This is a genomic window from Kaistia defluvii (assembly GCF_026343955.1).
Classification (GTDB): Bacteria; Pseudomonadota; Alphaproteobacteria; order Rhizobiales; family Kaistiaceae; genus Kaistia; species Kaistia defluvii.
The window spans coordinates 440,229-466,371 of the sequence record NZ_JAPKNI010000002.1; the positions used below are offsets into that span (position 1 = coordinate 440,229).

Annotated in this window: 23 protein-coding genes, 2 tRNA genes and 1 pseudogene; 19 read left to right on the forward strand and 7 right to left on the reverse strand. The window is 61.4% G+C overall.

Features of this window, described 5'->3' with window-relative positions:
• Positions 1-210: 210 nt before the first annotated feature.
• The 4 genes from OSH10_RS06445 to OSH10_RS06460 form a co-directional block, all read right to left on the reverse strand.
• A complete protein-coding gene (locus OSH10_RS06445; protein WP_266330810.1) occupies positions 211-2,616 on the reverse strand; it encodes a nucleoside triphosphate pyrophosphohydrolase in 2,406 nt (801 codons plus the stop codon).
• On the reverse strand, positions 2,613-3,188 hold the full coding sequence (locus tag OSH10_RS06450; RefSeq protein ID WP_266330811.1) for a hypothetical protein: 576 nt from the start codon (positions 3,186-3,188) through the stop codon (positions 2,613-2,615). The genes OSH10_RS06445 and OSH10_RS06450 overlap by 4 nt, the downstream gene beginning before the upstream one ends.
• Positions 3,185-3,838: a hypothetical protein gene (locus OSH10_RS06455; protein ID WP_266330812.1), complete on the reverse strand. Its 654-nt coding sequence runs from the start codon at positions 3,836-3,838 to the stop codon at positions 3,185-3,187. The genes OSH10_RS06450 and OSH10_RS06455 overlap by 4 nt, the downstream gene beginning before the upstream one ends.
• 758 nt (positions 3,839-4,596) lie before the next feature.
• Positions 4,597-6,444, reverse strand: coding sequence for an ATP-dependent nuclease (locus OSH10_RS06460; RefSeq protein WP_266330813.1), 1,848 nt, complete (start codon positions 6,442-6,444; stop codon positions 4,597-4,599).
• Between the two features lie 537 nt (positions 6,445-6,981).
• On the opposite strand from OSH10_RS06460, the gene OSH10_RS06465 reads away from it, so the two are divergent.
• The 9 genes and pseudogenes from OSH10_RS06465 to OSH10_RS06505 all read left to right on the forward strand — a co-directional run bounded on the left by OSH10_RS06465 (position 6,982) and on the right by OSH10_RS06505 (position 15,273).
• The gene (locus OSH10_RS06465) at positions 6,982-7,626 is read left to right on the forward strand and encodes a recombinase family protein (protein ID WP_266330815.1); all 645 of its coding nucleotides are present in this window, start codon (positions 6,982-6,984) and stop codon (positions 7,624-7,626) included.
• 216 nt (positions 7,627-7,842) lie between these two features.
• A pseudogene (locus tag OSH10_RS06470) lies at positions 7,843-8,037 on the forward strand (prohibitin family protein); the annotation flags it as partial.
• A gap of 1 nt (position 8,038) precedes the next feature.
• Positions 8,039-8,530 carry a BRO-N domain-containing protein gene (locus OSH10_RS06475; protein ID WP_266330816.1) on the forward strand — a complete coding sequence of 164 codons (492 nt, stop codon included), beginning with the start codon at positions 8,039-8,041 and terminating at the stop codon, positions 8,528-8,530.
• Positions 8,531-8,821: 291 nt separating this feature from the next.
• Positions 8,822-9,082 (forward strand): hypothetical protein, encoded by a 261-nt coding sequence (locus OSH10_RS06480; protein WP_266330817.1) that lies wholly within the window; start codon positions 8,822-8,824, stop codon positions 9,080-9,082.
• 37 nt (positions 9,083-9,119) lie between these two features.
• Positions 9,120-10,106 carry a tyrosine-type recombinase/integrase gene (locus OSH10_RS06485; protein ID WP_266330819.1) on the forward strand — a complete coding sequence of 329 codons (987 nt, stop codon included), beginning with the start codon at positions 9,120-9,122 and terminating at the stop codon, positions 10,104-10,106.
• Between the two features lie 300 nt (positions 10,107-10,406).
• The gene (locus tag OSH10_RS06490; protein ID WP_266330820.1) at positions 10,407-10,844 is read left to right on the forward strand and encodes a hypothetical protein; all 438 of its coding nucleotides are present in this window, start codon (positions 10,407-10,409) and stop codon (positions 10,842-10,844) included.
• 67 nt (positions 10,845-10,911) lie between these two features.
• Positions 10,912-12,099, forward strand: coding sequence for a hypothetical protein (locus OSH10_RS06495; protein WP_266330821.1), 1,188 nt, complete (start codon positions 10,912-10,914; stop codon positions 12,097-12,099).
• Positions 12,100-12,236: 137 nt separating this feature from the next.
• On the forward strand, positions 12,237-12,776 hold the full coding sequence (gene rnhA, locus OSH10_RS06500) for a ribonuclease HI (RefSeq protein WP_266330822.1): 540 nt from the start codon (positions 12,237-12,239) through the stop codon (positions 12,774-12,776).
• Between the two features lie 100 nt (positions 12,777-12,876).
• Entirely contained in the window at positions 12,877-15,273 is a 2,397-nt protein-coding gene (locus tag OSH10_RS06505; RefSeq protein ID WP_266330823.1) for a hypothetical protein, read from the forward strand.
• 66 nt (positions 15,274-15,339) lie between these two features.
• Here the strand turns inward: OSH10_RS06505 and OSH10_RS06510 are convergent, their stop codons facing one another.
• Positions 15,340-16,875: a site-specific integrase gene (locus tag OSH10_RS06510; protein WP_266330824.1), complete on the reverse strand. Its 1,536-nt coding sequence runs from the start codon at positions 16,873-16,875 to the stop codon at positions 15,340-15,342.
• Positions 16,876-17,142: 267 nt separating this feature from the next.
• Positions 17,143-17,217: transfer RNA gene (locus OSH10_RS06515), tRNA-Thr, on the reverse strand.
• Positions 17,218-17,561: 344 nt separating this feature from the next.
• On the opposite strand from OSH10_RS06515, the gene OSH10_RS06520 reads away from it, so the two are divergent.
• The 9 genes from OSH10_RS06520 to OSH10_RS06560 all read left to right on the forward strand — a co-directional run bounded on the left by OSH10_RS06520 (position 17,562) and on the right by OSH10_RS06560 (position 23,439).
• A complete protein-coding gene (locus OSH10_RS06520) occupies positions 17,562-17,798 on the forward strand; it encodes a hypothetical protein (protein ID WP_266330825.1) in 237 nt (78 codons plus the stop codon).
• A gap of 151 nt (positions 17,799-17,949) precedes the next feature.
• Positions 17,950-19,239, forward strand: a complete 1,290-nt coding sequence (gene murA / locus OSH10_RS06525; RefSeq protein WP_266330826.1) for a UDP-N-acetylglucosamine 1-carboxyvinyltransferase — start codon at positions 17,950-17,952, stop codon at positions 19,237-19,239.
• A gap of 109 nt (positions 19,240-19,348) precedes the next feature.
• On the forward strand, positions 19,349-19,804 hold the full coding sequence (locus OSH10_RS06530) for a DUF2948 family protein (protein ID WP_266330827.1): 456 nt from the start codon (positions 19,349-19,351) through the stop codon (positions 19,802-19,804).
• Between the two features lie 111 nt (positions 19,805-19,915).
• Positions 19,916-21,208: a histidinol dehydrogenase gene (gene hisD, locus OSH10_RS06535; RefSeq protein ID WP_266330828.1), complete on the forward strand. Its 1,293-nt coding sequence runs from the start codon at positions 19,916-19,918 to the stop codon at positions 21,206-21,208.
• Positions 21,209-21,246: 38 nt separating this feature from the next.
• Complete coding sequence (locus OSH10_RS06540) at positions 21,247-21,738, forward strand: UPF0262 family protein (RefSeq protein ID WP_266330830.1); 492 nt, start codon at positions 21,247-21,249, stop codon at positions 21,736-21,738.
• Between the two features lie 3 nt (positions 21,739-21,741).
• A complete protein-coding gene (locus tag OSH10_RS06545) occupies positions 21,742-22,221 on the forward strand; it encodes an arsenate-mycothiol transferase ArsC (RefSeq protein WP_407660682.1) in 480 nt (159 codons plus the stop codon).
• Between the two features lie 114 nt (positions 22,222-22,335).
• Positions 22,336-22,959, forward strand: a complete 624-nt coding sequence (locus tag OSH10_RS06550; protein ID WP_266330831.1) for a Maf-like protein — start codon at positions 22,336-22,338, stop codon at positions 22,957-22,959.
• 15 nt (positions 22,960-22,974) lie between these two features.
• On the forward strand, positions 22,975-23,190 hold the full coding sequence (gene yacG, locus OSH10_RS06555) for a DNA gyrase inhibitor YacG (RefSeq protein WP_266330832.1): 216 nt from the start codon (positions 22,975-22,977) through the stop codon (positions 23,188-23,190).
• 173 nt (positions 23,191-23,363) lie between these two features.
• Positions 23,364-23,439, forward strand: a tRNA-Phe gene (locus tag OSH10_RS06560).
• 499 nt (positions 23,440-23,938) lie between these two features.
• Here OSH10_RS06560 and OSH10_RS06565 read toward each other — a convergent pair.
• Positions 23,939-24,580, reverse strand: coding sequence for a TetR/AcrR family transcriptional regulator (locus tag OSH10_RS06565; protein WP_266330833.1), 642 nt, complete (start codon positions 24,578-24,580; stop codon positions 23,939-23,941).
• Positions 24,581-24,961: 381 nt separating this feature from the next.
• Between OSH10_RS06565 and OSH10_RS06570 the strand changes: the two genes are divergently transcribed.
• On the forward strand, positions 24,962-26,077 hold the full coding sequence (locus tag OSH10_RS06570; protein ID WP_266330834.1) for a sugar ABC transporter substrate-binding protein: 1,116 nt from the start codon (positions 24,962-24,964) through the stop codon (positions 26,075-26,077).
• Positions 26,078-26,143: the final 66 nt, after the last annotated feature.

Below are 26,143 nucleotides of genomic sequence, written 5' to 3' on the forward strand. Positions count from 1 at the left end.
AAGCCGAAGCGGCGGAAGTGCAGTTGTTTCTTGATCTGGCTGTGGGAAAAAGTGGTGCTGCAAGAGAGGATTGAACTCGCTCCGCACGCTCCATACCCTAGGAAAACTGCGGGTTTCCGAGAGGTAGCTTACTAGGCTGTGGCACGGTCCTGTAGCACGATGTCCGTTTGGCGGGCAACCGCGAGGGTGATCGGCAGATGACCCAGGTGGTCAGAAAAGGCTGAGTTGCTCCGGCCAACGGCGAAGACTGAGTTCGAGGCAATCCTTCTGCAAAACGATCTGTATATCGATATTAAACTCCGGAAATTGGAGGGCCCTCTGATAGCCCAATTCCGAGAACCCAAAAAAAGCAAACGGTATTCGGTATACGTAGTCCGAACTCAACTCGCCGACTAAATCGGCCGAAGTGACCGATGCCCTCGAGATGAGTTCTTCGCCTGTCCTGGGGAGGCTCGTCGCGACCAAGAGCTTTCCATCGTCAAAGCCACCCGCGCGCTTCCTCTTTTTGTCAGCCGCGAGAATTACGTCATCCAACTTCTCGCCAGACGCCGAGACAATTGCACGCAATACCTCATATATATCCGCAAGCTCGACCAGCCTATCTTTCTCGTTATCCGCCTCTCGGGCTTCGAGAACTTCTTCGATGATCTTACCGATCAGAAAGGCCTTGCGGGCGGATTGAGGTATAGTCGCGACACTTTGTTGTTCGCCTTGGCTGGCAATCTTTTCTGGGATCTTATCCCGGACCAATTTTCCGAAATTTGCATGTCGCCGTGTGCGTTGGTGATCTTTGTCGAATTCAGGGATAACAACGCATCCATTCTTTCGAAGTTGATAGAATGCGTGAGCCAATGTCGACCCGGACAGCACCACTGGAACATTTAATGGCCGAACAACATCAGACACCTTTGCTAAAAACGTGTTGTCGCGTAGTAATTCTACGCTACTCGGCCGCAGTGAGATCGCAAGTTTTCGATATTTGGCCTTCATCGCTGCGACGCGTGAAAGATCGTCTTCCTTCTCAATGACGAGTATTTGATGGTTGCCCCGTTCCGGATTTTCTGTGTCGTGTGCTTTGGTCCAATACCAGGGCACGTTCGAGACGGTGCCGTCGTCGGACACGCATCCGACGAACCACATTATATGGCACGAGCAAGCCAGCTTATTTGCGAGATCTCGGCTACGACGTGCTATTTCAACTACTTCGCTGCGGATTATGCTTTGATATCGTGCGACATCATTCTTCACACGTTCGTATTTCCAGCTACCATCGTCTTGAAGAAGTAGGATGTCCGACTTGTAGTTTGTATACTCCGTGACATCTTCCGTAGGAGCGTGAACCTCCCAAATATCATACGGGCAGAACTGGAGGGCATCTGGCAGTCCCCACGTTCCATGAACTTCCACGATAGGTTCACCGGGAGTTGCTCGGACCCATGCAGACGCGCGCGACGCGATGTACCTATGCGCGATAAACGCAAGGTCATCTTGGGGGTGTTCGCTGGATAACTGTGCGGCTTTCTCGCAGCACCAAGTCGCAGCCTCCTCAGCCGTCATACAGTCGGTCTTAGGGAGGTTTGTGATTTTCTCTCTGCCCGTTCGAACACTCGTACGAACAACTATGTTCTTTTGCAGAAGATCCGAAAAATCTTTGACTAGTAATTCCTTTGCTGCGTTGACCTTCAGGTCTTTCAAGCATACGTAAAACAAAGCCGGGGTGGTCGAAGGATGGCTGTCGAAAAGTTGCTCTAGAACCGCCAATTTATCCCAGTTCTTTTGGCTCGCAGCGTCGGCGGGCTTCAGAAGGGCGCCAATCTTAGGGGTGGCGGTGATGGACTGCTCTACGAATAGCTGCATGGGATTTATCCCATCGAGGTCTTCATCCTCTGCGTCAATCTGAACGATGTAGAAGCGATCGTTGTTCCGGACCCACTCGCAGTTTACCCGTGTTCGAAGGCCTCTCATCAATTCGTTATTGATCCAAGCCGCGACAGACCCAAAAAAGCGCTCGCGTTGCAAGCCGACACGAGGCAATAGGGCCTTCCTGGGGTCGGGGGCCACGTCTCGTTGCGAGTTGAAGCGGTCGATCCGTGTGACGCCATCCGCAGTGCGAACAGACAATTCCCAGTGATCTCTAGTTCGCGATATGCGCAGGAGGTTTCCGAACTCACCCATTTCGCTTTGAGGCATATGGACTTGTATAACTACAGCGCACTTTTCCTCGATCGCGGAGGCATGGACGCGGGAGACTGCTCTTACAAGTTGATTGGCGAGGTCTTCATCGGGCGTGGCTCGGATGACTACACTCTCATAGGTTCCGCGATCCCAGATTGTTTCAGCCACAATGCTGGAGCGCACGATGATTTCGCCGCTCTCTCTAAGCAGTTTTCTTGCTAAAGGTGATACCTCTGCTTCAAGAAAAGCATCTCTTTCGTCTGCGCTGGCGTGGAGAAGGAGAGTTACAGCATCGTGCGACAATGCCGCAAATGCTGGACACCACTCTCTGGGGAGGCAGAGTAGTCGCGCTGCCTTCTCCCCAATCATCGGCGCGAGCGCCTCTGCATCTCGCCAGGGTAAAACTTCGGACGACAGAGATGAGTAGACCTTAGCGGTCATTTTTTCTCAATTGTTCCAAATACAGCGTTGGCGACGTTGGTAAGTAAGCCACTCACGCCGTCCGAAAAATAGCCGACGAGAAATGCCAGGGCGGTCACCGTGCCCATGGGGGCTTCGCTGGAAGAGTTTCCCATGCCGATCAAACCGCCATTAAACAGGTTCATGACAACCACGGCGTATACCCCTCCCACCATCGGGACAAAAACACGCCAGTAGAACCTGTCAACGTGCCATTTTCCGGTGGCGACCGAGTGCATGAGCCACTTGATTGAGAAGGTAGTTCCGCCCAGTGCGCCAGTGAAAAATATCGCTAGGAGCTTAATCTCCAAGTTGAAGATGATATCCCAGCACAGAGGAATCTTGAAACTCTGGCCCGAAAGTCCGGCGCAAACAAATGTAGCAACCAGACCTACGGCCAAATAGGCGCCAGCGATGAAAGCCTCTCGATTGATGAGAGCCTTTGCGTCGGGACCAAATCTTGTCTGCCATTCCCAAGGCTCCCGGCCGTCTTCAAATCCTTTGTCGGGATCCTTGGGGGGCGTCGGATGCTGCTCTACGGGCGGTTCATTCATGCAGCATTCGCGACGCGTGAGTAGTTATCAACGGTGTATTGAGCGTTTTCGACGTTTTGGAAGGAGTTGTAGTCCCATTCTGCTGTCCGTTCAGCGATCTCCGCAATTACCTTGCGAAAGAACTGTCGACCCAGGCTCCTCCCGTTTATATGATAGGCACGGTTAGCATCTCCGAAGACGTAGTAGTCTTCATCAGCCTGAATTTCATTGTAAACAGAAAGTGGGGAGCTCTCTTTCCACACAGTTCCAGACGCTGTTATTGCCACTGAGGAGAAGCGATCCAACGAGAATTCGGGCGCCAGCAAAAGGTGAATGTGTGCGTAATCCACGCCGCACCCCACTTCACTAGATGGCATCCCGGGGCCGTGCTCAAACCAAAGGTAGTTGGCAACGGCACCGAGTTCTCGCGCAACACTCCGCACTTCAGAAAATGCGTTGATCTTCTGCTGATATTGTACTTCGGCGAAGCTCAAAGCAGAATTCTGCGGAATGATCAGAACCCAGTTTGCGACAATTGAGCCCTTGGTCGGTGTCACAAGGCACCGCTGGCTTTCAAAAAGCACCGTGTCCCATACGTGTTGGGGAGGCTGCCGCTTGCTCAACAGCGGAGCGAAGCGTCCCTCGTTCGATGCCTTCTTGTCGCCAGCCATGTTGTCACTCTTGTCCTATCGGGCCGTCGCAATGCGACGTTCAACAACCATACACGATTATCCCCAAGGCCATAAGATCGTCTCGGTTACTCCTTGGTCGCAATCCCAATTGCGGTGAACAGTTTGGGCTGATTTGCGGCCGAAATTAAACGGAAAAATCCGAGGGGCCGAAATTAGGCTTTGCGGACCGCGTGGCCCCCCCGTGCCACTCGTCCTCACGGTGCCCGCCATGGGGCGTTTCTCTGACAGATGTGGCCACAGTGGCGGAACCCCGCGCGAGGGCCTGAGCGCCAATGCCGACTGACACGCCGCGCTTTCCGCAACCACTCTCTGCAGCAACTTGGCGCTGCTTCGCTTTGGTAAACCCTGAGAGGACAAGAGAAAGGCTCCCTTGAGGGGGACGAACCTGCGAGCACCGCCGAGTGTCGGCAAGTGCGATTTAATGCTCGGTTCCGTCATTGGTTCGTTACCGAGGCCGAGCGGGCGGACCAACCTGAGAGTATCATCGCGGAAGTGGTGGGGCACGAGGAAGGACGGAAGTCGATCATCCTGAGCATTCACTCGGGTGGACCCTAGAGGCACCAAAAACGGACCTGCGCGGAAGCTGTGACCCTTCCGTCGAACTGAACTTTTGACGTGAGCCCCGGCGTCTCCGGCATTGCAACCCTGAATGCAGCGGCTAGCTGGTCGGCAAGCCGACCGCCAGTTGATATCAGGCGGTCGACGCAATTTTCTCGTGATCGAATTCTTACGTTTTTTCAAGCCTCGGCCGTCGCTGCTTCGCCAGCTCCTTCCTGGCCTCCCATCCCCTCCACGGGGATCTCGGCCGCAACCGCCGTCAAAAGCTCGTCAACTGTCTCATACGGTAGAATTCCCGCTGGCGGATCAGTGCGAAGGTAGAGCAGGTAATCAAAAACCCATTTAACTCGATCGCGCGCTACAGGATCATTGCGCATGAGCATCACGGTTTTGTAGGGCTTGTCGCTGGAAGCAGATGTTCCGAACATCGCGTGTTCGAAGTCGACAACGCTCGCAGCAAGGCGCACTTGAGTGCCCCCCGGTGCGGACTTGACGGCCTTCAGGATGGCTTCATTCGCGCTCCAAGCTGAATTCGCTTTCCCGTTTTTATCTTTTGGGCGATCCGTATCGTGCAGGATCGCATAGCTGCTCCCGAACTGATTAAGTATCTTCGTTATTATTGGGATAATCCACTTTCCGCGGGCGCGAACTATGTGCACATTACGGTATTTCTGGAGGTCAGAATTTATAATCTCCCGGAAGGCAGAATACTCTGTGTCTCCTTCGACGACTATAGTGTCTCCTCCAAAGAAAAACTCTCCGACGTAAGGGTCCCACTGATTGAGAAGCTTCAGAAGTTCCTTATCTTCGTCACTAAGTTTGACTTTGTCGGGTCGGAACACAGTTGTTCCGCTTATGCTGCCAGATTGCGCGCGGGCCACTCGTACGATCGTTGTGTTGTCGCGGGAAACGTCGATGAATGGCGGAGAGTGGGTAGTGACCATCACCTGCCAGCCACTCCCTTCCGACGCTAGATCATAAAGAACTCTGCACGCATCGCGAACAGCCGCCGGGTGGAGGCAGATCTCCGGCTCGTCTAACAGCAAGACGTGTGGGCGACTGAGTACCTCGTTCTCGGGCTCGGCGCCTTTGTCGGATTTTTTGACCTTCTTAACGTCCGGTTGCCGTTCCGACGCGATCTTTAACGACGACCAAAGAAGCGTTCGACGCGCCCCGCTTCCCTGTTTATCCAGCGGGGCCATATGCCCGCCATCAGGCCCCATGCGGATTATCGGCTTGGCCGCAAACAAGCTAACGTTTTTGTCTGAGATCTGCTCAGGACGCGTGTCGAGCAAGACCTTGAAGCCCACAAAAATCTCTTTGACATAGCCCGACAGCGCCTCTTGAAGCCCTACGATCTCATCCTGACTGTCTTCCACAATCTGCTTTTGCAATTCGCGGATTTGCTCGGTGAGCTTCTCAATGGCGGAAACCTCTTCACCTGCTGCCCGTGCGGCGCGCTCGGCTAAAATGTCCTGCATGAGCTTCGAGATTTTTTCGCCCTGCTCTTCCGGGCTGGAAAAAGCATCGACGCGGTGCGGAATGGGGCGCCGCGACTTGGCTACATTGGGCGCTCCCCACGGAACGCGCTCATCCCAATCTTCGGCGTCAGCTCTTCGGCCTTGCCGTTTAGGATCCTTGTTGGGCTCCTCCCAGCGCCACCTCTCGCGAACAAAGAGAGATCCAGTCTCCTCATCTTTGTGCAGCCAGTGTTCAGCCGGTAGGTCCTCCCACACGAAGGTTTGGAGTTCAATTTCTGGAAGATGATTGGCGTCCACGACCTCGCCGGGAAAGTCCTCCAGTTTCAAGCGTCCTTCGGCAGTCGCGTGCGACATGACGACTTCGTAGGCTCGCAATATCGTGCTCTTACCGGCATTGTTGGGGCCCACTAAAACTACGATATCGTCCAGATCGATAGACACCGGCTCCGGGCCGATCGACCGAAAATTTCGAACTATGAGCCGCTTCACTTTCGACTTGGTGAGAGTGAATGTGGTGTCCTCTCCCTTGGCTACTGCTTTTGCCATTTCTGCCCCTCCTGCGACCAATCCTGAATTGTAGTAGAGCCGATTTGCTCTCGTGGAGAAATAGCGACTTCGCGCGCAGCGAAGAGCGGCGTTGATCCTAGGCACTGAGGGGGCGAGAGAAGGGCTAGTTCAAAATTGTTGAGAAATCCGAGGGGGCGAAATCCGGCTCTGTTGAGCGCGCATCACCCCCCCCCCGCCGCCCATCGTCCACCTATAGGCCACCATCAAATCCACGTTCTCAGCCATCATCGGCTTAACGCCACAACGGCCAGCGGCTCCTCGCTCATCGGAAATCCATCGGGGAGCACGATCTATCGCCGTCGGTCGTGCACCAGGGTGGGGCACGCCGCCCCGTCTCGTCTCTGGCGATGCCGCGCCCATCTCTGACATTTTGCCCGCTTCGATTTGGCTGTGCTTCAGGAGAAGCAACGGAGGAGATCCGAATGTGAGCATTGCTTCGCTTCGACAATATCGCTTGACCACTCAAATCGTAGCGGTATTAATCGAAGCATCCAAAACGAAGCAGAGCGGTTCCCGATGTTCATCCGAGCCTATCTCCGCGCGTCCACGAAAGAGCAGGACGCAACGCGGGCCCAGTCCGACCTTCACAAGTTCGCGGAGGAGCGTGGGCTGAAGATCGCGGCGTCCTACGTCGAGAACGAGAGCGGCGCATCGCTCAAGCGCCCCGAACTGTTCCGGCTCCTGGCTGACTGCTCTCCCGGCGACGTGCTGTTGATCGAACAGGTGGACCGCCTAAGCCGCCTCAACGCCGCCGACTGGGAACGTCTCAAGGACGAGATCAGGTCTCGCCGGGTGAAAGTCGTGGCGCTCGACCTCCCGACTTCGTGGAGCATGATCCAGTCCAACCCCGACGACATCCATAGCCGGATGCTCGACGCGATTAACGCCATGATGCTCGACATGCTCGCCGCCATCGCCCGCAAAGACTACGAGGACCGGCTCCGGCGTCAGGCCCAAGGCATCGCCAAGGCGAAGGAAGAGGGGGTCTATCGTGGACGCCCAGAGGACACCGAGCGCAACGCGGCTATCCTTCAGATGCTCAGGGGTGGGCAGAAGTGGCGGGACATCGCTGCGGCGACGGGCTGCTCCATGTCTACGCTGTCGCGGCTGGCGAAGCGGCTGGCGGACGAGCCCATGCAGACGAACACGGCGGGAGCTTGAGGTCATGGTTGAGGTGATCGTCATGGTGGTCATAGGCGCAATCGCGGGTGTCTTCGCGGTTGCGGGATTGGCTGGCGTTCTGCGGGGCTTCGGGCTCTTCGATTGACGCCGGATGGGCGGCTTTGATCCGAGGTCAGACATCGCTTCAAACGCTATGCAAGGCCGCCAGAAGCCAAAATTATTGGCCTTTTGTGCTTCGCCACCCGCGCTCAGGCTCGGGCTCAGGCCGACGCCGATGCTGCCCGCCTTCGCGGTGAGGCCGAGGCGGACGCCATCCGCGCCAAGGGTGCGGCACTTCGCGACAACCCGACGCTCATCGAACTGACCTCGGCCGAGCGCTGGAACGGCATCCTTCCGACCACCATGGTCCCCGGCGGGGCTGTGCCTTTCGTCAACGTCTCGGGGAAGTGACATGACCGCACTCAAGACCGCCGAGCCGAAAGTCACCCTGTTCGATTTCAAAGGCCATCCGTTTCAGGTTGTGACCTTCGACGGCGAGCCATGGTTCGTCGCTAAGCAGGTGAGAGAACTCCTCGATATCCAGCAGGGCGGGGCAAATCTCTCCTACCTAGACGCCAGCGAGAAGATGACTTTGAACAGAGGTCAGACATCTGTTCAAACGCTCTTCAAACCCTCTGAGGGCCGAGGAGGGGCACGCCGCCTGAACCTGATTGCCGAAAGCGGCCTCTACAAGACGGTCCTTCGGTCGGACAAGCCGAAGGCCAAGGAGTTCCAGAACTGGGTCACTAAGGAGGTCCTCCCCTCGATCCGCAAGGATGGCGGCTATGTCATGGGGGAGGAGAAGCTCGCGACCGGCGAGATGACCGAGGGCGAGTTGGTCCTGACGGCCATGCGGATGATGGAGGACAAGGTGGCGCGCTATCCTGCGACAATATGTCAGTAAGTCACCGCATGATGACCATCGCAGCGTTCAGCAATGATGGGTTCGACCATCGACTTCAAATAGTAGTCACCATGTGATGACGATGCATATTCAATATATCTATGAGGTGACGAGCGGATCATATTTCGGCATTGCCGAACGAACATTCAGGTCACACAAATCCGTGGTCGATTAATATCGCTTCGGAGATCCATTGTGCCATCTAGCTACCATTCATGCCGTCGGGTGAATGCCCGGCCCCAAGACCAGATCGCAGCCCACATTGTGGCCGCCGAGGACCTTCTAACGGCCATGGCCACAAGCGCGGGGCTCACCTATCCCGAGAAGGACGCCGTAGCGGCGCTGCGGAAGGTCAACGGCTTTGTCTTTGAAGCCGCCGTAGCGATGGCCTCCGGGTTCCCCATCGGGCACGGAGAGGTCCTAGAGCCGTACAGGCGGGCCCTCATGAAGCTCATCGAGTTCAACCGTCTTCTGCCCGAAGAGGCGCAGACGCTCCCCGCGCAATGGCTCGCCTCGTTGAGCGCGTCCAAGCCCGCCAAGGGGAGTAAGTGATATGGCGCGGATGAGAGGACGACGCTGGCAAGGCGATGTGACCACCGCTGACGGTACGCGCCTGAGGCCGACCTTCGCGACCGAGGCGGCGGCGATCCAATGGGAGGACGAAGCGCGGGATGCCGTCCTGCTCGGGAAGCCGATCCCGAAGGCGCTGGAAATGCCACGTGCCGAAGCAGCCCGAGACCTCAGCCGGTTGGGCGTCCTGTACAATTTCGTTTGCAGGACCGAATGGGACGCCATGCGCGCCTCTGCCGACCTAAAGCGCAACGGGCTCCATGTGGTCGAGTATTTCGGGCGGAACAAGGATGTCCGTGAGATCCAGATGCCCGACATCGCTGACCTCAAGACCCACTTCGCCAAGCGTGGCAACTCGACAGCGACGATCAACCGGAAGTGCGCAGCGCTGTCGAAGATGCTGCATGTGGCGGTAGAGGCCAGCGTTCTCGCCAAGGTCCCGAAGATCAAGCGCAACGCCGAGGTGAAGACCCGCTTCCGCTATATCGATGAGGCCGAAGAGCGGGCGATCATGGCCTATTGGAACGCCCGAGGGTGGACCGATTATGCCGACCTGACGACGCTTCTCGTGGATACCGGGGCGCGCTGCTTCTCGGAGATGATAGCGGCTCACTGGGACGCCTTCGGGCCGCACGATGCGTCCGTCACCTTCTGGACCACGAAGACGAACCAGCCGCGCACCGTGCCGATCACCAAACGGAGCCGGGAGATCCTCGCCAGAAGGCGTGGACTGCATGGCCACAACGCGGGCCCGTTCACGATGATGCGGAAGGGGACGATGGCCGTCCGGTGGGATGCCATGCAGGAGACCTTAGGACTGGATGACGTGACGCCGCACACCCTGCGACATACCTGCTGTACTCGGCTGATCCTCGGCGGCGTGGACGTGAAGCGCGTCATGGAATGGATGGGGCACAGTAACCTGACCACGACGATGCGATATATGCAGATCCGGCCGGATGCCCTTCAGGAGGCGCTTCAGGTGCTGGAACGGGGCCGGGAGTAGAGCGCGGGTCCGGCCTTTTCTGGACGGTCCTGCCGACGCAGCGAGAATTAGGCCGTCCACTAGGTACATACAGGCGCCAATTCCGGCCGCCCCATCGGCATCCCGAACTACGACGCCCAATAGGACACACAGTCGTGGTCCCGGTTTCACCAGCGCGACCGTGTCCGCCTACCTGTTTACAGGCATGTATTGCGCTCAGGCGCTGACGCTGCCTCCGCCTCCGCCACCACCATCACGATCCACCCCAGGGCCTCGAAGGGACAACCTTCGGGGCCTTCTTCATTTCACGAAAGGAAATCAATGGCTTCTGGTCATTCCGAGCAGCAGCGCCGTCCGCTCGGCCATACCCGGCATCCCGCCAATCGCCAGCCCATCGCCTTCATTGACGAGTTCGGAATGGCGGCGCTCAAGGTGCCCCTCGACAACCACGGACGAAGCCACGCCATTGTGGAGCCTCATGCCTATCAGCGCGTCCTCGACAGTGGCCTGACGGGCATGTGGTTCACGAACAGCAACGGCCATGGGCGGCGGTATGTCCGCACTGCGACGGCGGGAAGCCGAGGCACGCTCACGCTTATTGCCCGCGTGATCATGGATGCAGGGCCCGGTGAGGTCATCCGCTACGCCAACGGCGACAGCCTCGACCTTCGCGTCATGAACCTGCTGTCGATGCGGGGCAGGGCGAAGCGGCGGGACAGTCAGATCGCGTCGTCACGTGGCAATGCTCCTGCATCCTGAGGCAACCGTTCGTGACCGGAGGTTCCGCCATGACCTGTTCCCCGCGAGTGACGCCCTGAGGAACCTCGTGGCCGACATTGCGGAGCGGCTCCTACGGCACGAAGACAAACAACGCGTCAGGCAGCGGAAGAGGAAGCCTAGCGACCTGGATGGGCTCCGGAATGCCGTCGCGGTCATCGTCGCCAACCTGGTGCATTCCACGGTCTTCCCGGCCGTGTCGGCTGCGATCATCCTGCCGCTGGCCAACGCTCGAAAGGCCCGAATTTCACCAGTTCTCCCCGGCTTCGGCAGGGGGCTCAAGGCGGTCCTACAAGGGCTTCAGGCAATCGGGGTGGCCATTGTCACCCTTCCGACGGAACTCCATCAGGCAACCACGATAGCGCCCTCTGGGAGCTTCCGGAGCGAGGTCCTGTCATACGCATTCACGACGCACGATTTCCGGTGGAGCCCGGTGATCGACTGCATTCGCCTCAACAGAAAGGACCGGCAAGGAAGGCGGGAAGCGTTCGCGATACCGACTACGGCGGAGGCTGCCCAGTATCGAGAGGAAATGGCGGCGATCAACGGCTATCTGGCTTCGGCGGATATCGCCTATGTCGGGAATGATCCTGTCGACATCAGCGACAGGTTGATGGCCCGCTACTTCAATCACCCGCCTCACGTATCTCGGCCTTCACTCGACCTTGGCGGGCGTATGTTCGGCGGCTTCTGGCAAGGTCTGAAGCGGGGGGCTCGTCGGCATATCCGGATCAACGGGGAGCCGATTGTCGAACTCGACTACGGGCAGATGTTCCCTCGGCTGGCCTATGCTCATGTTCAAGCCAGCCCCGGAACCGACGTTGATCTCTACGCCCTTCCGCAACTTGCCGACATCGGGCCGGAGCATCGGAGCACAGTCAAGAAAGCGTTCAACGCCCTGATGTTCAAGGCGGGGACGATGCGGAAGTGGCCACCTGAGATTGCCGATGGGCTTCCTTCGGGCTGCTCGGTAGGGAGGTTCCGGAAGGCGCTCCTCGCCCGACATCCATCCCTCGCGTACATCCTGAACACGGGCATCGGCTATCGGCTGATGAACCGGGAAAGCTGCATCATGTGCCGTGTGCTCATGGGCTGCATCGCTCTCGGTATCACCGTCTTGCCAATCCACGACGCTGTGCTCTGCCCCGCATCCGCTATCTCCACGGTCGAGCAGATCATGGCCGATGCTGCCCGCTATGTCGTGGGCCATACGGTGCCTGTCTCCGTGAAGCCCTAACTGGTTCGGACCTTCGTCCGTCCCTGATGGGAGGAGCACTCCGTCAGGAACCGACCCATCACCTCCACCACCCCCACCTCTATCTCCCTTAGTGAGCACCATAAGCTTGACCATAGGGAACCCATCGCCACGAAACCATGAAAGCGAACCTCACACCGATGCACATCATCGACACGACCACGACCCCTGACCTAACCCGCGTCACCGTTCACACGGACGGAGCCTGTTCCGGTAATCCCGGCCCCGGTGGATGGGCCGCCATTGTCGTTGCCCGCCATGACGGCATCGAAGCGCCCCGGCAGGATATCAGCGGCGGCGAGCGCGAGCCGACCACGAACAACCGAATGGAACTGATGGCCGCCATCAAGGCGCTCGGCTGGATCAAGGATCGGAACGGGCTTACGGCGGCAGTCCCGATCTACGTCCGCAGCGACAGCCAGTATGTCGTCAATGGCATGAACGTCTGGCTGGCGAAGTGGCTCTCGAACGGCTGGCGGGGCTCCGACAAGCGGCCCGTCAAGAACCAAGACCTCTGGACCGAACTGCATGGTCTGGCGGGCGAAATGGACGTGACGTGGCAGTGGGTCCGAGGACATTCCGGCGACCCGTTGAACGAAGCCGTAGACGCCCTGGCTGTTGCGGCAATCCCGAAGGACGAAGCTCTTCACGCAGCCTGACGACACTACGTTTTCCCATCCGAACCACCATCCGGCCTCCGAGTGTCACCGCTCGGGGGCCTTTTCGTATTCATCATCAAAACAAGGATAACGCTCACCCATGGCCAACGGCCTTTTTGGAACGAACATCGCCGCCCCGGAAATCCGACAGGCGCAGCTACAGCCCGCAGCGGTGCCCGGCAGCACCTTCGTTCGCCCCCAACAGCGCGAGGCGGGCGGCAACCTCCGCGCCCTCGCGGACGCCCTCGGTGGTCTCAATGGAGCCCTCCAAACCTACGGCACTGTCGTCGCCAAGGAGGAGGAAGATCCGCAGTCTCGGGCAAACCGGGATTGGATCGCCAAGCGGCAACTCATGTCCACCGATCAGCTTCGCGAGGAGGCCCGTCTGGGCACCCCTGCGGGCGTTCGGGTGCGTGAGGATGCGCTCAATGCGCTGCTCGGTGAGAAGGCTAACGACGACTTCCGGACCCGGTGGACGGCCTTCTACAACACCGAGTTCGACCGGACGACCGGCGATGCCGCTGCCGAGTATGAGCGCCTCCGACAGGAGACCGCCGAGGCTCTTCCCAACGACCTGGCTAAGGCCGCCTTCTACCGCCTGACGAAGGACCACCAGTCCGCGTGGATGCAGAAGGACGTTGAGGAGAAGACGAGCTACGTCAAGCAGCAGATCAACACCACGGTCATCGACAGCTTCCGCAACTCGATCGATGACAGCCTCAACATCCACAAGCTCGACCCCGCCAAGGCCGCCGAGATCGTCTTCGCCAAGTCCGCCTCGAACCGGGATTTCCTCGGGCTCTCGGGACAGGAGCAGAACGAGACCATCTTCGCGATTGCCGAGGAGTACGCCCTCAAGGGCAACGAGGAGTTGGCCCGAGCGCTGCTGGATGGTGTCCGGAAGTGCTCTGACGGCAAGAAGCTTCCGCCCCTGTCGAAGATCGCCGGCTACGCCGACAAGTCGATCCGTCTGATCGAACAGGCCGGGTCGATCCGGGACAAGAATGTCCGAGAGGGCAGCTTCAAGGTCCGCGTCGAGGATGACGACCTGATCCTGCGCGGGGCCTTCACGGAGGCCGAAGCGGAGAAGCGTCGGGGCACCGGCGTCTACACCGACCCCGAACTGGCGAACATGGTCGATCAGTCCAAGCGGGCGGGCCTCGCCATCCAGACCAAGAAGGCCACGGAGGAGCAGAAGCGGGCCCTCAGGGTCAACTCAGAGCGGGAGCGTGGGCGCGTCATCGCCCAGGCGTACAGCGCCATGCAGCGGGTCGGCGGTATCACCAGCATTCGGGATGTCGAAATCCCTAGCCCTACCGGAGAGGGCACGACGACGCTCTCCCGCGCTAAGTCCATCGAGTTCGTGACCGATTTGTTCGAGGAGAACCTTGAGGATCGTCAGGCGCAGTTGATTGAGCGGGGCACACCGGAGGATGTCGCCAAGAAGCAGACGCAAAGCGCCCGCATCGCTTGGTACTCCATGAACAGGCTGGACAATGCCGAGTGGTCCCATGCCCTCAACGGCATCGCCAGTCTCGTTACTCCCGAGACCATCGCGCAGCGCGGCCAACTTCTGCCGCAGATGACAGCCAACGCGGAACTCTATCGGACCCTGAAGGCGGCCAATCCCGGCTACCTCTCGACGCTCATCACGGACAAGGCGTCGCGGGAGTTCCTGGAAGTCTACGATAGGGCGATCACGACGCGGAGGATGCAGCCGGACGAAGCGCTGCTGATGGCGGCGCACGAGGGGGCCAAGGACGAGAGCACCAAGGTGCGCTCCATGGTGTCCCAGCAGGACGCCGCGAAGATTGCGGACCGTCTCCTGCGGGATCTCGGGCTCAAGCGCGAGGGAGCAAACGCGGCCTTCGTGATGGGCCGCATCCACGACATGTCCCGCTCCGGGGCTTCCGAGAAGGAGATCACGGCCGAGCTTCAGAAGGAGATCGAGGACACGTCCGTGCCGATCAACGGGGTGCTGGTGTTCGATCACCGGGACCTTCCGGCCGACTTCCCGGATCTCGTTCAGGACGAACTCAAGGGCGTCTTCGAGGTGTTCGGGAAGCGGTATGGGCTCCCGGATGTCAGCGATCTCTTCATTGTTGCCGAGAGTGGCGAGAGCAAGTGGTCCGTGTGGAGCAAGCAACTGCGGCGTCCTGTAGGGGCGAGCATGATCACCCCGGCGATGCTGGATAGGCGCAGGGGCATCCGACAGGCGGCGCAGGATGAGTTGGTCCGACAGACGGTGGCGGCAGATGACGCCAAGCGCGCCGATGCTCAGAAGCGGTTTGAGGAGGAGATCGCCTATGAGCGGGCTCGTCTTGCTGAGACCCGGAAGAACGGCGGCCGGTTCATGAACTGGTTGGCCGATGACCACGAAGAGCGTCTCAACAAGCGCATCGCGGAGGCACAGGCGGTTCGCCTCAGGGGTGAGCAGGAGCGCGCGAAGGCTCTTCGAGAGGAGCGCCAGAAGCGGAACAAGGGCGGTCGTCAGTAGACCGGAAAGCGGCCCCGTCATTTTGGCGGGGTCGCTCCTTCGGACAGAGCCATGTCCGCCTTCGGACTACTTCAACGGCTCCTTCGGGTACTTGTCCATCTCTGCCCGAAGGCCTCCCATGTCGCCATAGGTGTCGCCCAAGCCGGGCAGACGATGGCCCACGATATACTCGCGCTTCTCGTGGTCGATCCCTGCGGCTCTTGCACGTGTCACGAAACGGTGCCGCCAACCGTGGTTGGGCTGTACTTCCTTGTCAGCCACTCCGACGACCCCGCGCACCCATTCGCTCACGCGGCCGCCAGCCGTCTTAGCTCGTTCCGAGTTCTTCTCTTGGTTTCCGGCGTCATTGATGAAAAGCGGACCGGCCCCGACCGCATCGATCATCGCCAGAAAGCCACGCTCCACGAGGTCAGCATGAACCGGCACGTCTCGATAGATGCCCGACTTGGTAGACCCCGCCTCGGGCTTCAATCGCATCACCCACCCGTCCGCTTCCTTTCGGACATCGGAGCCACGAAGCTGGGCCACCTCAGCAACGCGAGCCCCGGAGTAGGCCATAAGCCACGGTAGCCATTGAAGGGCCCTGTGAGACGCGGCCACTCGACGCCCCTTCTCGACACTGAGAGAGGCGCACAGGATCGCCTTTGCCTCGGCATCGGTAAAACCCTTCTCGCGGTTCCGCTGCTTCTTGTCTGCGCCTATGAGTGTGCCGCTGGCAGGGTTGACGCCCAAAGCGCCATCGGCGACTTGGCGCTCATAGACCGCCCGCACACACGCCAGCTTCTTCCCGCTGATCGTTTTTGCCGACAGCCCCAAGGCCAGAAGATGGTCGCGCCAAGCAGCAATGTCGGCCCGAGATACGCGCAGCGGGTCAGCCAGCTTCCGCTCTTGCTGGACGAAGCCCCCGAACTCCTCAACGAAGATGCTCCGGTAAGAGCGAATTGTTTTTTCGGAACGGGAGCCGTGTTTGCCGGGAACGCGCACATAGGTGGCAAACACACTTTCGAAGGATGCCGGATCTACAACAACAGCGACCGTTGCGGGCGGCTCCAGGGGCACGAAGCGCTGCTCTACCGGATCAGGAGAATAGTCATCGCGTGAATAACGCTTCAGCGTGACGGCGGCGTCAGTTGAGGCGCGCTCAACAGCCAGCAGGAGCCGTGCCCGGCTATCAGCGTCAACGATTTCGCCATAGCCCGCCAATACCCAGTCCGCAAGCCAGCCAAAGCGCCGCTCCATGCCCTCAAAGGCCGTCGAAGTCGTACGGGGCAGGGCGTCGATAGCGTCGCTCAAATCAGCTCCAAAGGCATTCAGGGCGTCCTGCGCGGCGTCCCTGATATCCGGGGAGAGCGACGGCGGCGACGAAATGCGACCCTCGCGGGTGGCCCTGTTGAATGCCTTCACGGCGATCCACATTTCGGGCGTTCCGGGGTTCTCCTCGAAGCGGTCCTTGAACAGCCGGTAGACTTCCCCCGACAGTGCGTTGATGCGCCGCTGCGAGAGCGTTGCGGGGCCGGTTCTCAGGTTCTGCCAAACGGTTTCAAGGTGGGCCAGAGCGAGGCCCTGACGCTGACGGCCAACCGCCTCATCGCTTGTCGCCAAGGAGCAGCGCACGGTGTCGCTAAGGGTGACGACAACGCAATGCTCGGGTGAATTTCCGTTTGCGGGGAAATCAAATCGGACTGGGAGGCCCCGCGCACGTTCCCGGATATCAGCGGGAACACGAAGCTTCAATTGGTGCCGAGAGCTATCTCGGCGGGCTGTCGGACGCGGCATTCTGAGCACCATTGTGGCACGCTCCTGTGGCACGGTGGAGCAAGCCGAACCCTAGGAATGACGCAGTTTTCTAACGATATCAAGGGGATAGAGTGGTGCTGCAAGAGAGGATTGAACTCTCGACCTCACCATTACCAATGGTGTGCTCTACCACTGAGCTACTGCAGCGCCGGCCGGTGAATTTCCCGGACGGCGGTCTATTGCCACAGCGGGGCGGTGGGATCAAGCGCCTCCCGGCACAGTTCCCGGTCTTTCTCGCCGGAAACGCATAATCCGGCCCATATCCGCCGAAAAGGCCTGTGAAAGACAAAGTCATCCACAGGCAGTGCGCTCAGGATCCGGCAGCACGACAGAGCGAGGGCAGGGGAACACGCGAACAGCCGCTCGGGCCCTCCGCGACCGACTCCGGTACGAATGACTTTGTGTGGGGCGTGCCGGTTGGCCTATAGAGACCGGCATGGCGCCGTTTCGATGGCGTCTTGTCCAGATTTTCGAATTCGGGACCGAGTGGCATGACCCGCAAACCTGTCGATGAGACGATCCCGCCCGTGGCGGATTCCCCCTTGCGCGACCCGGCCGCAGGGGCGGCCGAGACGGCCGATTCCGCCGGCGAGGCGCCCGCGCTTTCTCCGCACCAGGCCTCGGTCGCCCGCGCCGCCAAGGCGCGCGAGGAAAGGCTCGCGGCCGCGCTGCGGACCAATCTCTCGCGCCGCAAGGCGGCCGCCAGGGCCGCGCGCGACGGCGAATAGGGCGATCGCGCCGACGGGACGCCGTGCCATAGCCGGCTTTTCCTTGTATCGGCCTCATTCCTGCATTAGAGCGACAGACCATTCGGGGTGGGGCACGATTTGATGCAGGGCCGCCGCTCGACACCTTCGCTTCGGAAAGGCTTGGCTTCTCATGGATAGAATCCGCATCGTCGGTGGCGCGCGTCTCAACGGCACGATCCCGATCTCCGGCGCCAAGAACGCCGCTCTGCCGCTGATGATCGCGAGCCTGCTGACCGACGAGACGCTGACGCTGGCCAACCTGCCGCGCCTTGCCGACGTGGCGCAGCTGAAGCGCATCCTCGGCAATCACGGCGTCGACATGACCGTGGCCGGCAAGCGCCTCGGCGAGGCCGAGCTTTCCGGCGAGACGGTGCATCTGACCGCCCGCACCATCGTCGACACCACCGCCCCCTACGAGCTGGTCTCGGCCATGCGCGCGAGCTTCTGGGTCATCGGCCCGCTTCTGGCGCGCGAGGGCTTTGCGAAAGTGTCGCTGCCCGGCGGCTGTGCCATCGGTACGCGGCCCGTCGACCTGTTCCTCGAGGCACTGCAGACCATGGGCGCCGAAATCGACATCGAGGGCGGCTATGTCATCGCTCGCGCCCCGAACGGCCTGAAGGGCGCCCGCGTCGTCTTCCCGAAGGTGACGGTCGGCGCGACGCATGTGACGCTGATGGCGGCCACCCTCGCCAAGGGCGAAACTACAATCGAGAACGCGGCGCGCGAGCCGGAAGTGGTCGATCTCGCCGAATGCCTGATCAAGATGGGCGCGCGGATCCATGGCGCGGGCACCTCGACCATCCGCGTCGAGGGCGTCAGCCGCCTGAACGGCGCGCGCCATTCGGTGATGCCCGACCGCATCGAGGCCGGCACCTATGCCATGGCCGTGACGATGACCGGCGGCGACGTGCTGCTGGAAGGGGCGCGGGCCGACACGCTGATGCGTCCGCTGGAAGTCCTGCGCGAGGTCGGCGCCGAGATCACCGAGACCAATGAAGGCCTGCGCGTCTATCGCAATGGCGCCGATCTGCAGCCGGTCAACATCGCGACCGAGCCGTTCCCGGGCTTCCCGACCGATCTGCAGGCGCAGCTGATGGCGCTGGTGACGCGGGCCGACGGCACGTCGGTGATTCGCGAGACGATCTTCGAGAACCGTTTCATGCACGTGCAGGAACTGGCCCGCTTCGGCGCGGAGATCCATCTCGACGGCCAGAAGGCGACCGTGGTCGGCGTGCCGCGGCTGAAGGGCGCGCCGGTGATGGCGACCGATCTGCGCGCCTCCGTCTCGCTCGTGATCGCCGGTCTCGTCGCCGAAGGCGAGACGATCGTCAATCGCGTCTATCATCTCGATCGCGGCTTCGAGCGGCTGGAAGACAAGCTGTCGCGCTGCGGCGCGACGATCGAGCGGATTTCCGGCTGAGATCGAGCAAAAGCCCCGCTGACGGGCCGCGCCGTGCAATTGCCCTGTTGCGGTCCGGTCACACAGACCCTACCTGTCGGTTCAAGTAAACAGGCCGACAGGTGTGCTCATGGATCAGCTTAAACTCGCCGCGTTTGACGCAGAAGACCTCGCCGTCGTGTCCGCGCATGTTCAGGACGCCGTTCTGAAGGTTGGCGACATCGCCTTCATTCCGAAGGAGAAGCGTTTTGCCGGCGTCATCAATCGGTTCGTCTGGGAAAAGCAGCCCGAGGGCAATGCCCGCAAGAAGAACTGGGAGCGCCGTCGTTCGGGCTTTCACTTCGATCGTGTGCTCGCCGTCCGCTCGACCGGTATCGACCGCAGCCGTCCTGACGCCGTCCTCGATCTTCTCGCCATCGCCTTCGAGGCCAAGGAAGAGCCGGCCGGCACCATCACGCTGATCTTCGCAGGCGGCGGCGCGATCGCGCTCGACGTCGAGTGCATCGAGGCGGCCGTGCGCGATCTCGGCCCCGCCTGGTCAACCCAGTGCTGCCCCGAGCATCGTCTGGACGAGCAGTCCGCCTGAGGTGGATTGCGCGGCCTCGGGAGGCTGCGCAAGACCCGGAACGCGCTTGCGGCCTTTCCCGCCCGCCCGAACCGCGCTAGAGACGTCGCGCGCATCTGAGGAGCCGACGTCTTGGCCATTCGCCTGTCCCAAACCGATCCCGATTTCGAAACGCGCTTCCGCGCGCTGCTCGCCGCCAAGCGCGAAGTGTCGGAAGATGTCGACGCCACGGTGCGCGGCATCCTCGCCGATGTCCGCGCGCGCGGCGATGCCGCCGTCCTCGATTACACGGCGCGCTTCGACCGTCTCGAGTTGACCGCCGATGCCCTGCTCGTCTCCGAGGCCGAGTTCGAGGCGGCCGACGAGCGCGTCGATGACCGCACCCGCGCCGCGCTGGTGCTCGCGCGGGACCGCATCCAGTCACATCATGCCCGCCAGAAGCCGGTCGATGACCGCTATACCGATGCGCTCGGCGTGGAGCTCGGTTCGCGCTGGACGGCGATCGAGGCCGTCGGGCTCTATGTTCCGGGCGGCACCGCCTCCTACCCAAGCTCCGTGCTGATGAACGCGGTGCCGGCCAAGGTCGCCGGCGTCGATCGTCTCGTCATGGTCGTGCCGACGCCGGACGGGGTCATCAACCCGCTGGTGCTGGTGGCGGCGCGCCTTGCCGGCGTCGATGAGCTCTATCGCATCGGCGGCGCGCAGGCCGTGGCGGCGCTCGCCTATGGCACCGACACGATCCGGCCGGTCTACAAGATCGTCGGCCCCGGCAATGCCTATGTCGCGGCGGCCAAGCGGCAGGTGTTCGGCACGGTCGGCATCGACATGATCGCCGGTCCGTCGGAAGTGCTTGTGATCGCCGATGGCGACAATGATCCGGACTGGATCGCCGCCGACCTGCTGGCGCAGGCCGAGCACGACACGGCCGCGCAGTCGATCCTCATGACCGACGATTCGAAGCTGGCCGACGCCGTCGAACTGGCCGTCGAGCGGCAATTGAAGACGCTTCCGCGCGGAGAAACCGCAGCGGCGAGCTGGCGCGATTTCGGCGCCGTCATCGTGGTCGCCTCGCTCGACGACGCCGTGCCGCTGTCGGATCGCATGGCGCCCGAGCATCTGGAGATCGCCGTCGCCGATCCCGAGCCGCTGGTCCGGAAGGTGCGCAACGCCGGCGCCATCTTCGTCGGCCGCACGACGCCGGAAGTGATCGGCGACTATGTCGGCGGCTCCAATCATGTGCTGCCGACGGCGCGTTCGGCCCGCTTCTCGTCGGGCCTCTCGGTGCTCGATTTCATGAAGCGCACGTCGATCCTGCGCACCGGGCCGGAGCAGCTCCGGGTTCTCGGCCCGGCCGCCATCGCGCTGGCCGAAGCCGAGGGCCTCGGCGCGCATGCGCGCTCGGTGGCGATCCGGCTCAATCTGTAGCAGGATCGAGCCGCCGATCGATGAAAGCGGAACTCGACATGGCCAGCGCTTCCCAAGCCGAGATCGCCGGCAAGCTCGTTGCCGTCGTCCTCGACGGGGCGACGTTGGGCCGAGCCTCGGCCGATGTCGACCACGAGCGCCAGATCGCGATCTACGATCTGGTCGAGGACAATCGTTTCACGCTGCCGGACCATCCGGCCGGTGGCTACCGGCTGCATCTCGCCATCCGGGAGAACCGGCTGGTGTTCGACGTGCGCGACGAGAACGACGCGCCACTGATCCTGCACGCCCTGTCGCTGACGCCGCTGCGCAAGATCGTGCGCGACTATTTCCTGATCTGTGACAGCTATTACGCCGCGATCCGCACCGCGACGCCGAGCCAGATCGAGACCATCGACATGGGACGGCGCGGCGTGCATGACGACGGCTCGCATCTGCTGATGCAGCGGCTGGCCGGCAAGATCCTGGTCGACTTCGAGACGGCGCGGCGACTGTTCACGCTGGTCTGCGCGCTGCACTGGAAAGGCTGAGCCTTGGAAGCAGCCGAGGCTCCGGGTGTGTTCCAGCCCCGCGATCAGCGGCCACCGGCCTCCGTCCTGTTCATGTGCGGCATGAACGCGATCCGCTCGCCGATCGCCGCCGCGATCACGATGCAGCTGTTTCCGCGCCTCTATGTCGCCTCCGCCGGCGTGCGCAAAGGCGAGACAGACCCGTTCGTCACCGTGGTGATGGAGGAGAGCGGCCTCGATCTCGGCCGTCACAGGCCGCACACGATCGAGGAACTCGAGGATACCAATTTCGATCTCGTTGTCACGCTGTCGCCGCAGGCCCATCACCGCGCGCTGGAACTGACACGCACCATGGCCGTGACGGTCGAATACTGGCCGACGCCGGACCCGACCCTGGTCGATGGCACGCGCGAGCAGATCCTCGATGCCTACCGCGACGTGCGCGATCAGTTGCGTCGCCGGATCAAGGACCGCTTCGGCTGGATTCCCCTGCCGAGCGGATAGGGGGCACGCGGTCTGTCGCGATCTGTTTCCTTGCCTCGGCAATTCGGCTACGGTCCCGCCGCTCCGCCACGGGCGATCTTCGTGGCGCCACCAGACAATCGACCGGACGGAAGAATGACAGGCACTGCCAAACTCCTGCTTGCATCGGGCAGCCCGCGACGGCTGCAGCTACTCGCCCAGGCAGGGTTGGAACCGGACAGTCTCCTGCCGACCTCGGTCGACGAAACCCCGTTGAAGAACGAACTGCCGCGCAGCCTTGCCAAGCGGCTGGCGCGCAGCAAGGCGGACGCGGCCCGCGCCATGGCGGCGCGCACACCGGAATTTGCCGATGCCTATATCCTGGCCGCCGACACGGTGGTGGCGGTGGGCCGGCGCATCCTGCCCAAGGCGGAATTCCACGATCAGGCGGCAGAGTGCATCCGCTTGCTGTCCGGCCGGTCGCATCGCGTCTACACGGCCGTCTGCCTGCTGACGCCGAAGGGCTCCGTCCGCCAGCGCCTGGTCGAGAGCAAGGTGCGCTTCAAGCGTCTTGGCCGGCAGGAAATCGATACCTATCTTGGGTCCGGCGAATGGCGCGACAAGGCCGGCGGCTATGCGATCCAGGGCCTTGCCGGCACCTTCGTCGTCAAGCTGGTCGGCTCCTACACCTCCGTGGTCGGCCTGCCGCTCTATGAGACGATCGCGATGCTCGACGGGGAAGGCTTCCCCGTCCGCAAGGGCTGGCTGGGGTCGGCCTGAGGTAGGGACGGATCCATGACAGCACCCAAGAAGCCTGCCACTCCCAAGGTCGCGGAAATCCTGCCGCTGCGCGCACCCCGCCGCTGCGCCAATTGCAGCAAGGATACCGTCCGCGCCTTCTATCCGTTCTGTTCGAAGCGCTGCAAGGATGTCGACCTGCACCGGTGGCTGTCCGGCGCCTATGCCATTCCGGTGGTCGAGGCCGACGCCGGCAGTGGCGAAGACGATTGAGCGGTGCCTTCGAGCCCTGCCGGGGCGGTCCGCCCGGGCCGGTTTCGGTTCTTCCGACCGAGTTGTTCACAGCCTGCATTCTTCGTTCTCCGGCCTCTGGACACGTCTCGGACCGTCGCCTATAAGGCACCTGTCTTCGCGATCGAGACGCCCTTGCGGCGCCGGTCGCCGGCGCCCGGATAGCTCAGTTGGTAGAGCAGCGGATTGAAAATCCGCGTGTCGGTGGTTCGAATCCGCCTCCGGGCACCATTTCTTTTCAAAGAGATGATTGTTCTAGAAGAGAAGCCGCTGGCGTGGATTTCGCTATCCACCTTGCGCTCTGGCTTCTTCGTTTCGCGCAAAGTCCGTCATCTCTGCCGGCTGGTCGCCTGACGTAGGGGGCGATCGCCAATGCCTCGGTACCATCTAGGGGCGAGGCCGGTCCTCCGCCATGCGGCCATGGACTTCCCTGTCTTCAGCCTCTGTGGGAATCACGGCGCTCGGCTCGGCGGGGAAAAAGCGAGCCAGCGTGACTGTGCCCATGTTCCGTTCGAACTGCCCGGCGGGTGAATGACATTGCGGAGCGCATCCTGCCTGGGGAAGCTCGCATTGCCGCTGGCTGAGTAGGGCAGGGGCGGCCCGAGCCCCGACGGCGGTGAACGCTTGATTTGTCCGCCTCCTGCTTGTGGCGGACTCGACCAAAATCCGGACGAGATCCAGCAGGCCCAGGTCGCCGGCCTGCGCCGCGCCGCGCTCGCGCGTGGCCGCCTTATTTGCAGACGAGACGCCTTATCGTGTCGATGTTGAACGCCAGGCGGTCGTCCAGCGCCTGCGGTGTCATCAGGTCCTTCTCGAACACGATTGAACCGGTGAAGCGGTTGTTGAGATAATAGTAGCCGATCGCCGCGATGGTGATGTTGAGCTGCACGGGGTCGATGCCCGGCCGGAACACGCCCTCCCGCACGCCGCGTTCCAGCAATTGCTCGACCAGGGTCACCACCTTGCGGCTGACGACGTGGATCACCTGCGACTTCTTCAGGTGCTTGGCCTTGTGCAGGTTCTCGCTGTTGACCAGCGTCAGGAATTCCGGATTGGCGAGATAATAGTTCCAGGTGAAGCGGACCAGCGTATCGAGCGCCGTCCCGGCGTCGAGATGGTCGAGCTGCAGCTTCTGCTCGGCCATTCGGATGTCGGTGTAGGCGTCCTCAAGCACGCGCTGGAACAGCGCTTCCTTGCTCTCGAAGTAGTGGTAGATCATCCGCTTGTTGGCTTTGGCCCGCTCGGCAATCAGGTCGACGCGTGCGCCCCCCAGGCCGTTCTTGGCGAACTCCTTCTTCGCCGCCGCCAGGATTCGCTTCTGGGTCGCCTCAGCATCGCGGGCACGCGGTTTTTCAGTGGTGGACGTGACCATCGCTTTTTCGGTTTCCCTTCTTCCGTTCATCATTCTTAGCGTTTCGCGGCCGGGCTGCAAGGCAATCGCCCTCACACGGCTGATCGGCCTGTACTGGCGCGCCGCCGCTGCGCCGGAACGCCGCCGGATGCTCTGTCAGGACCCTCCCGGCCGCCGCTCCCTAGCACGTCGTACGATTAAGTTGAACTAACGGGATATTTACAACGGCGACGATGCGACGAGCCTTTCCGTCGCCGTCGGCGCGATTGACAGGGGGAATTCATCCCAGTAACTAGTTAGTGCAATAAGTCCCTCGTGGCGGCGATGCGTGGGTGGGTCCGCGTCGCTCGGGAGCCGCAGGGGCATCGTTCGTTTCGGGATGGTTTTCACAGGGAGGAACCAATGTCGTTCATCAAGGATTTCATCGAGAAGGAAACGCTGAGCCGGCGTAATTTCATGCTGGCCTCGGCTTTCGGCCTGACCGGCGCCGCCGCTGCGTCGATCGTAGGGACGGGCCGGGCGCAGGCCGCCGGCGCGATCGAGGACCCGACGATCGCCTGGTCCTATCGTGACCGCACCAACCCGTACTGGAATTCGATCGTCTCGGGCGGCGAATCCTTCGTCGAGAGCCTCGGCAAGCCGAAGAGCGCGCTGGTGCACCTGATCAACGAGGGCAGCAGCGAGAAATCGCTCGCCGACGTCAAGGCGCTGCTCGGCAAGACCGACGGCAAGCTGGCGCTCGCCATCGACACCAATGACTCGCCGAATGCGCGTCCCGTCGTCGAGGCGGTCGTTGCCAAGGGCGCCTATGTCTCGACGATCTGGAACAAGACTGATGATCTGCATCCGTGGGATTTCGGCGACAATTACGTTTCGCATATGAGCTGGTCGGATGTCGGCCCGGCCGAGCAGACCGCGACGATCCTGTTCAAGGCAATGAACGGCAAGGGCAGCATTGTCGGGTTGGGCGGCATCGCCTCCAACAATCCGGCGATCGAGCGTCGCAAGGGCCTCGACAACGCGCTGAAGAATTTCCCCGACATCAAGCTGCTCGACTACCAGGCCGCCGACTGGGACACCCAGAAGGCGAACAGCATCATGTCGAGCTACCTGACCCGCTTCGGCGACGAGATCACCGGCGTATTCTGCGCCAATGACACCATGGCCTATGGCGTGCTCGAGGCGCTGCGTGCAGAAGGCCTGGCCGGCCAGATCCCCGTCGTCGCCTATGACGGCAATGCCCAGGCGGTCGATCTCGTGATTGCCGGCGAATTGCTCGCCACCGTCTACACCAACCCGCATTGGGGTGGCGGCATCACCGCGGCGCTGGCCTATTACGCGGCGACCGGCGCCTTCAAGCCGTCGGAAGAGCCGCATGAGCATCGCGAGTTCAACGGCCCGACCATCCTGATCTCCAAGGCCGACGCCGAGGACTTCAAGAAGAAGTACATCGACGCGACGCCGACCTATGACTGGAAGGACTTCTGGGGTCCCTCCAACGGTCCGATCACCTACTGAGTCCGTCGTTACCGCGTGACCCCGCAGGGGAGGCGCCCGGTCGCGGGCGTCTCCCGTCGCCCGCCG

Excerpts from the sequence above, each read along its gene's own strand:
- OSH10_RS06570 (WP_266330834.1), top strand. The coding sequence starts at position 24,962 with ATGTCGTTCATCAAGGATTTCATCGAGAAGGAAACGCTGAGCCGGCGT.
- OSH10_RS06450 (WP_266330811.1), bottom strand. The coding sequence starts at position 3,188 with ATGAATGAACCGCCCGTAGAGCAGCATCCGACGCCCCCCAAGGATCCC.
- OSH10_RS06475 (WP_266330816.1), top strand. The coding sequence starts at position 8,039 with ATGACCGCACTCAAGACCGCCGAGCCGAAAGTCACCCTGTTCGATTTC.
- OSH10_RS06530 (WP_266330827.1), top strand. The coding sequence starts at position 19,349 with ATGGATCAGCTTAAACTCGCCGCGTTTGACGCAGAAGACCTCGCCGTC.
- OSH10_RS06565 (WP_266330833.1), bottom strand. The coding sequence starts at position 24,580 with ATGGTCACGTCCACCACTGAAAAACCGCGTGCCCGCGATGCTGAGGCG.
- yacG (WP_266330832.1), top strand. The coding sequence starts at position 22,975 with ATGACAGCACCCAAGAAGCCTGCCACTCCCAAGGTCGCGGAAATCCTG.
- OSH10_RS06455 (WP_266330812.1), bottom strand. The coding sequence starts at position 3,838 with ATGGCTGGCGACAAGAAGGCATCGAACGAGGGACGCTTCGCTCCGCTG.
- OSH10_RS06550 (WP_266330831.1), top strand. The coding sequence starts at position 22,336 with ATGACAGGCACTGCCAAACTCCTGCTTGCATCGGGCAGCCCGCGACGG.
- rnhA (WP_266330822.1), top strand. The coding sequence starts at position 12,237 with ATGAAAGCGAACCTCACACCGATGCACATCATCGACACGACCACGACC.
- OSH10_RS06445 (WP_266330810.1), bottom strand. The coding sequence starts at position 2,616 with ATGACCGCTAAGGTCTACTCATCTCTGTCGTCCGAAGTTTTACCCTGG.
- OSH10_RS06460 (WP_266330813.1), bottom strand. The coding sequence starts at position 6,444 with ATGGCAAAAGCAGTAGCCAAGGGAGAGGACACCACATTCACTCTCACC.
- OSH10_RS06480 (WP_266330817.1), top strand. The coding sequence starts at position 8,822 with ATGGCCACAAGCGCGGGGCTCACCTATCCCGAGAAGGACGCCGTAGCG.
- OSH10_RS06465 (WP_266330815.1), top strand. The coding sequence starts at position 6,982 with ATGTTCATCCGAGCCTATCTCCGCGCGTCCACGAAAGAGCAGGACGCA.
- murA (WP_266330826.1), top strand. The coding sequence starts at position 17,950 with ATGGATAGAATCCGCATCGTCGGTGGCGCGCGTCTCAACGGCACGATC.
- OSH10_RS06520 (WP_266330825.1), top strand. The coding sequence starts at position 17,562 with ATGACCCGCAAACCTGTCGATGAGACGATCCCGCCCGTGGCGGATTCC.
- OSH10_RS06540 (WP_266330830.1), top strand. The coding sequence starts at position 21,247 with ATGGCCAGCGCTTCCCAAGCCGAGATCGCCGGCAAGCTCGTTGCCGTC.
- OSH10_RS06490 (WP_266330820.1), top strand. The coding sequence starts at position 10,407 with ATGGCTTCTGGTCATTCCGAGCAGCAGCGCCGTCCGCTCGGCCATACC.
- OSH10_RS06505 (WP_266330823.1), top strand. The coding sequence starts at position 12,877 with ATGGCCAACGGCCTTTTTGGAACGAACATCGCCGCCCCGGAAATCCGA.